The sequence below is a fragment of the Flavobacterium sp. genome, from assembly GCF_029242675.1.
Classification (GTDB): Bacteria; Bacteroidota; Bacteroidia; order Flavobacteriales; family Flavobacteriaceae; genus Flavobacterium.
Genome location: NZ_JAQWTM010000262.1, coordinates 1 through 5,252, shown reverse-complemented (window position 1 = coordinate 5,252; position 5,252 = coordinate 1). Strand labels below are relative to the sequence as shown.

Here is a 5,252-nt window from a genome sequence, read left to right as displayed (position 1 = left end):
TGTCATGTGAAGCCTGATTTAGTCTTGATCTATAGGCTTGTTGGTGATGAAATTTTAGAACTGCATCAGTTGGATAGCCATTCCGAAATTTTTGGATGACTATCGCTCGATGCTTTGAAAGATGGCTTTAGCCATGTTTCAAAGTCGAGCAACTTTGCGCTTGCTGTAATCTAATTAATAATGAGAAAAACAAAGCAAAGTACCGATCATCTAGTATTTTTTAGGGTCGATGCGACACCAGTCATAAGTTTTATTTTTGACGTTATTTGGCTCAAATGAATAGCATTTCTTCGTCATAATTCTGACCAGCGTTTCACCATCACTTTCTCGAATTTGTAGCGGATATTTTTTTAGTACAGCCATATCTGCTCTACGTTCATCAATTTCGTCTTTGCTTGGTATGTATAAGAATATAGCCAAAATGAATACCATCATCACAGCAACAAACGTGCTAGCAAAAATAAGGATAAGTTTTAAATTGAGCCTTTTTATAGCTTCGTTTAATGCCTGAATACTGTTGTTTAATGCACCAGTATGCTTCTTGTTTGCGTTTTCTAGCGATTTTTCAACCTTGTCTAGCACTTCACTAGCGACTTGGTTGTAAAACTGCTCTAATCGCTTGTTATCGTCTGCTATGGCCTCTCGATATTCCTTCATGGATGCCAATAAAATATATAACTGGTCATCTAGATCATTTTGATTACTCATAATGACATTCCGCCTCTACTTAGTTTTTGAGATGCCTTGCGGAGTGCTTGCTCGGCTCGTTGCTTATCTAATTCTTGCTGTCGCTTCATTTCCGCTTGGCGTTCCAGTTCTAGACGTTTGGTTTCTTGGTTCCTCTGCCATTGATCAAAACCTTGATCGACACGGTTTAAACCACGCTGCAAAACGCTCTCTTTCTGCTGTTTCTGTTGGTCAAGTTGTTGGGTATTCTGCTGTTTCACATTGTCATTGAAACGGCTAATTTCAGTGTCTATGCCTTGTCTGCGTAATTGAGTGACTTTGGTGCCTTCATGGATGGTGGCTTGTAGTCCGTTGTTCTGATCGGCATAGCTGCGGTGATCTATTTTTTCTCGGTAGCCTGCACGTTCCAATGCTTTATTGGCTAAGTCTGCCCATGTTTCTCTAATTTGCTTAATGTCTTCTTGGGTTGTCCCCATACCAAGGCTTTTTCGTTTGGCGTTGCTGAGTTCAATATCGGTTTTGGTGTTCAGAGTGAGTTTATTGTCTGCGTCCAATTCGGCTTTTCGGGTTGTGAGCATGATATGGGCGTGATGGTTTTTATCATTACCGCCTTTACTCGGTTCATGGATGGCTAAATCTGCGATTACGTCATAGCGATCAACTAAGGACCTGGCAAAGTCTTTTGCCAAGTCCTTACGTTGATCAGCGTCTAATTCATCAGGCAGGGCAATCACCCATTCTCTAGCGGTTCGGGCATCTTTGCGGTTCTCGGTTTTTTCTGCCAAGTTCCAAAGTTCGCCACGGTCAATTTCAATATCTAAATTAGAGATAATTTCAGAATGGGCGACACCGTCTTTTCTCGTAAAGTCATGGGTTAGCCCTGTGCGTTCATCTTCTAGTTTTTCACCTGCACGATAGGCACTTGATGCAACCGCAGTTCGTCCTGAACTTCGGTTAACTGTTTTAGTTGAACAATGATAGATTGCCATGCAGTCGCCTTGAGATGCTTTTGCTTTTAAAAAATTGCGTAGCAGTTTTTTGGGGTTAAGGGGATTCCCCTTACGCAAACTTTGACTTGGATGAAATCCAAGTCGTAAGTGCGCATTTCATGAAAAACACGATAGCATATAGCCCGCTTGAATTTCAATTCATAGGGCCTTATGCTTGAGTGGTTTTCTATATCCTAAAATTAACCGTTATGACAAAATCTGCTGAAAATATCGAAAAGAAAATTGAAGCCCAGTTAGAGAAGCTGAAACAGTTAAAAGCACAGAAACAAGCTATCGAGGCAAGAGAAAGAACAAAGCAAAAAGAACAGGAAAGAAAGGACGATACTCGACGTAAAATTCTGCTCGGTTCTTACTTAATTAAAAAGATGCAAAGTAATGAAGCCAACAAAGAAAAAATACTCATGGAACTTAATGAATATTTAACTGAAAATAGAGATAGACAGCTTTTTGACTTACCAAATATTGAGGAAAATTAATTATGAATAAAGCCGATTTAATTGCCAAATTAGCACCTAAATTAAATATTAATCAAGACGAAGCAAGAGTTGTTCTCAATTCTGTTCTTGAAGTCATTACAGAAGCCCTAGTTGAAGAAAAAAATGTCCGATTAGTTGATTTTGGTACTTTTTCAGTAAAACAACGTCCAGAAAGAATGGGACGCAATCCTAAAACTGGAGAAAAACTTAAAATTGAAGCTAAGGAAATCGTTACTTTTAAACAAGGTAAGGCTTTGGGAGAGCAATTTATTGTTAAGCCAAAGCAAAAAAGTAAAGCTAAGAAGAAAGCCTAATTTTTCTTAGCTCTTTGTTTTTCTTGTTCGGCTTTATACTCTGGAATTAGCTCATTTAAGATCTTTTGGATATTTTCTATATCTTCGATCTGCAAATTATCCCGATAGTAAATTAAGTCCTCTATTTTGCTTTCTATCTGCATTTTTTCGGTAGGTTCGGCTTTTTTTGATATTCGGGATAATAGGAAGATATAACTGCATATATTTTCCCTCGCAATTTCATAATTAACGATGTCGAGGTATTCACCTTGAGTGCCTTGAAATTCTTCTAATAGGTTAGTTAATTTCATCATGCTTGAAACCCTGCTTTCTCTAAACATGGGTAAAGCTCTCTGAATTTTTCAGGCTCTAAAAGCATGTCAGCGATACGAATAGCAAATTGCTGAAAGCTCTCCGTACCTTGTGAGTATTTACTCATTTCGGGCATTTCAGACATTTTATTTGCAAATAAATGGCGTTGTGGATCGCTCAATTTTATAAAAAAATCGGGGCTACTACGATTTTGCTTGGATGCTATTTTTTTTGAGATTTTATCTACTTTAGGCTTAAATTTGAATGAAAAACCTATAATTGTCCGCCCTTGCTTATGCTGCTCGTATTTAATCGTATAGTCTGAATGTTGATTCACTTGCTCCACAGCCACATCTAGGACTCGCAACTTAAAGTTAGAAATAATTTTATATTGCTTAGGTTCTACACCTAATTGCCCTCGTAATTGTTCTATTTCAATAAATGGAATATGTCCTACATTTTTCCATTTCATTAGGAGTTCAAACAATCGAGTAGCGTAGGTACTGGTAAAGTCGGTAGTTTGTGATAAGTAATAGCTTGTGAAATATTCTTTTGAATTAGCAACCAATAGGACAACATCACTGGTAAGTTGGAAGTGTAATAAACCCTCTGATTCTGTATAACCGATCTTTTGTACCCATCGTGATTTCATAACGGTTGGTATATCGCAATCTCTTAGCTTTTTGGGACGTTTAAAAGTGTATTCCTTACCAAATTCCAAGCCATATAAGGTGTATGAGAAATAGCGTAAAAACAACCGTTCTGATGCTTCTTTTAATGCTCGATAAGCTACTGAACCATCAACCTTAAATTGTTCAGCATATTCCCCTGCATGTATGGTCAGAACTGTATCACTGGTGATTTCTTGGTGCTGATTATTGGCTTTGACCAAAGCCAATCCAATTAAGCGTTGTTCTACTAAGCTCAAGGTATAACTTGCATCAATCAGCGCATTATTTTTAACAACTAAATCATTTGCCATTTTTTTATACATACATTCTTTTTAGTTGTAATTATATTACATCGATTAAATACGTATAGCAATACTGCATAAACGTATAGATAAGACTGCATAAACGTATAGATATAGCAATATAAGCAATTGATTATTAATATTAATAAGTGATCTAAAATTATAAAATTATAAAATTATTAAAAAGAGGGGAGTGCTAAAAACTGCCCTAGGTACTCGCTAAAGCTCGTACTCTATTGAAGCTCGTTCCTCGCTTCGAGGGGCAGTTTTTTTAATTAATTTCAGTACTAACTTCTAAAAGCAAAAACAGGACTATGGCACTCGCTTCGCTCGTGGCTTTTTAAAAGCAAAAGCTCCAAAGTTCGCACCCATTCGGGATGCTCTGTACCTACCGTTTAAAATCGAAAGGGAGCTTGTAATCAGAGAAAAGGCGAGGGCGAAATTTTGATGATGCTCAATCGCTCGTAGACACTCGCTCGGTTCTTATTATCTAGGTTTTAATTATTTAATGGAGCTAATCAAAGTTGTGAAACATTGATGAAATAATAGGCGTGGAACGTGAAAAGTCATAAAAAAAGCCCAATCGGGTGTGATTGGGCTATAAACTAGAAACTACAGCATTGATTTATAAGGAAAATTATAACACATTTCGTATAAGGTGTATTATGTTAACTTTAGATAGTCTATTTAATTCTTTAATATCAAACTTAAAGCAAGAACTATTAATATTAAGCCCATTATTCTTTCAAAGACTTTACTGTGTTTTAAAAATTGATTACGTATAGTTGAGTAAGAAAATATTTTGGCCACGACAATGAACCATAAAGCATTAACAGTACACATCCACACACCATAAAAAACTTGCACCTTCATCGGTGTAGATACACTGACCAAAGTAGTAAATATTGATAAGAAAAAGATCGTCGCTTTCGGATTAAGAGCGTTGGTCATAAACCCCATACGGAAAGCTTTCCATTTATTTAAAGAGCCTTGTTGATTACTTTCGCTGAAAATATCTACATGAAGACCTTTTGCGTGTAATAAGTTCCATCCGAGATAGATTAAGTAGAATGCACCTAGAACTCGAAAAATAGACATCAACCATGAGCTATGCTGAATTACGATACCTACGCCAATCAATGTATAGAACACATGAATTGATATGCCAATCCCAATACCTATCGCTGTCATGCAACCTATTCCGTATCCATAACGAAGACTATTTCTGATCGTAACGATAAAATCAGGACCCGGTAAAAGTACAGCTAGGAAATGAACAGTAGCTAATATTAAGAATTCAGAAAAATATTGCATCCACATTACATTAATGCTCTTCTGAAACTTGGTATTTAATGGTTAATTTTCCCTTTTTAAACTTAAACTCAGTAATATTAATCTGATTGATTTCAGATAAGTTTTTTACATGAGTCCCCCCGCAAGGAAATGCACCTAAATCTCCAAAGCCGACTTCACGATAACCATTGGAGTTTTGAGAAATCTG

At 36.7% G+C, this 5,252-nt stretch carries 9 protein-coding genes; 3 read left to right on the top strand and 6 right to left on the bottom strand.

Going from position 1 to position 5,252, the window contains the following annotated elements:
- The coding region (locus P8M54_RS09805) for a type II toxin-antitoxin system YafQ family toxin (RefSeq protein WP_366525147.1) at positions 1-99 on the top strand (99 nt) is incomplete at its 5' end.
- Between the two features lie 111 nt (positions 100-210).
- Here P8M54_RS09805 and P8M54_RS09800 read toward each other — a convergent pair.
- Together P8M54_RS09800 and mobQ are read right to left on the bottom strand one after the other, a co-directional pair.
- Positions 211-708 carry a hypothetical protein gene (locus P8M54_RS09800; protein ID WP_300287643.1) on the bottom strand — a complete coding sequence of 166 codons (498 nt, stop codon included), beginning with the start codon at positions 706-708 and terminating at the stop codon, positions 211-213.
- On the bottom strand, positions 705-1,676 hold the full coding sequence (gene mobQ, locus P8M54_RS09795) for a MobQ family relaxase (protein WP_253135638.1): 972 nt from the start codon (positions 1,674-1,676) through the stop codon (positions 705-707). The genes P8M54_RS09800 and mobQ overlap by 4 nt, the downstream gene beginning before the upstream one ends.
- A 209-nt stretch (positions 1,677-1,885) precedes the next feature.
- On the opposite strand from mobQ, the gene P8M54_RS09790 reads away from it, so the two are divergent.
- Complete coding sequence (locus tag P8M54_RS09790) at positions 1,886-2,173, top strand: mobilization protein (RefSeq protein ID WP_300287642.1); 288 nt, start codon at positions 1,886-1,888, stop codon at positions 2,171-2,173.
- 2 nt (positions 2,174-2,175) lie between these two features.
- On the top strand, positions 2,176-2,487 hold the full coding sequence (locus P8M54_RS09785; protein ID WP_004647573.1) for an HU family DNA-binding protein: 312 nt from the start codon (positions 2,176-2,178) through the stop codon (positions 2,485-2,487).
- Here P8M54_RS09785 and P8M54_RS09780 read toward each other — a convergent pair.
- The 4 genes from P8M54_RS09780 to P8M54_RS16345 form a co-directional block, all read right to left on the bottom strand.
- Entirely contained in the window at positions 2,484-2,777 is a 294-nt protein-coding gene (locus P8M54_RS09780; RefSeq protein ID WP_366525146.1) for a hypothetical protein, read from the bottom strand. The two genes, P8M54_RS09785 and P8M54_RS09780, sit on opposite strands and share 4 nt — an antisense overlap.
- Positions 2,777-3,760 (bottom strand): replication initiation protein RepM, encoded by a 984-nt coding sequence (gene repM, locus P8M54_RS09775; protein ID WP_340475947.1) that lies wholly within the window; start codon positions 3,758-3,760, stop codon positions 2,777-2,779. Before repM ends, P8M54_RS09780 begins: the two co-directional genes overlap by 1 nt.
- Positions 3,761-4,438: 678 nt before the next feature.
- Complete coding sequence (locus tag P8M54_RS09770; protein ID WP_300287638.1) at positions 4,439-5,065, bottom strand: LysE family translocator; 627 nt, start codon at positions 5,063-5,065, stop codon at positions 4,439-4,441.
- A gap of 10 nt (positions 5,066-5,075) precedes the next feature.
- Positions 5,076-5,249 carry a hypothetical protein gene (locus P8M54_RS16345; RefSeq protein ID WP_366525145.1) on the bottom strand — a complete coding sequence of 58 codons (174 nt, stop codon included), beginning with the start codon at positions 5,247-5,249 and terminating at the stop codon, positions 5,076-5,078.
- Between the last annotated feature and the right edge of the window lie 3 nt (positions 5,250-5,252).

What these genes read in the sequence shown, in the direction of transcription:
- P8M54_RS09785 (WP_004647573.1), top strand. Translation starts at nt 2,176, where the DNA reads ATGAATAAAGCCGATTTAATTGCCAAATTAGCACCTAAATTAAATATT.
- P8M54_RS09770 (WP_300287638.1), bottom strand. Translation starts at nt 5,065, where the DNA reads ATGCAATATTTTTCTGAATTCTTAATATTAGCTACTGTTCATTTCCTA.
- mobQ (WP_253135638.1), bottom strand. Translation starts at nt 1,676, where the DNA reads ATGGCAATCTATCATTGTTCAACTAAAACAGTTAACCGAAGTTCAGGA.
- P8M54_RS09780 (WP_366525146.1), bottom strand. Translation starts at nt 2,777, where the DNA reads ATGAAATTAACTAACCTATTAGAAGAATTTCAAGGCACTCAAGGTGAA.
- repM (WP_340475947.1), bottom strand. Translation starts at nt 3,760, where the DNA reads ATGGCAAATGATTTAGTTGTTAAAAATAATGCGCTGATTGATGCAAGT.
- P8M54_RS09800 (WP_300287643.1), bottom strand. Translation starts at nt 708, where the DNA reads ATGAGTAATCAAAATGATCTAGATGACCAGTTATATATTTTATTGGCA.
- P8M54_RS09790 (WP_300287642.1), top strand. Translation starts at nt 1,886, where the DNA reads ATGACAAAATCTGCTGAAAATATCGAAAAGAAAATTGAAGCCCAGTTA.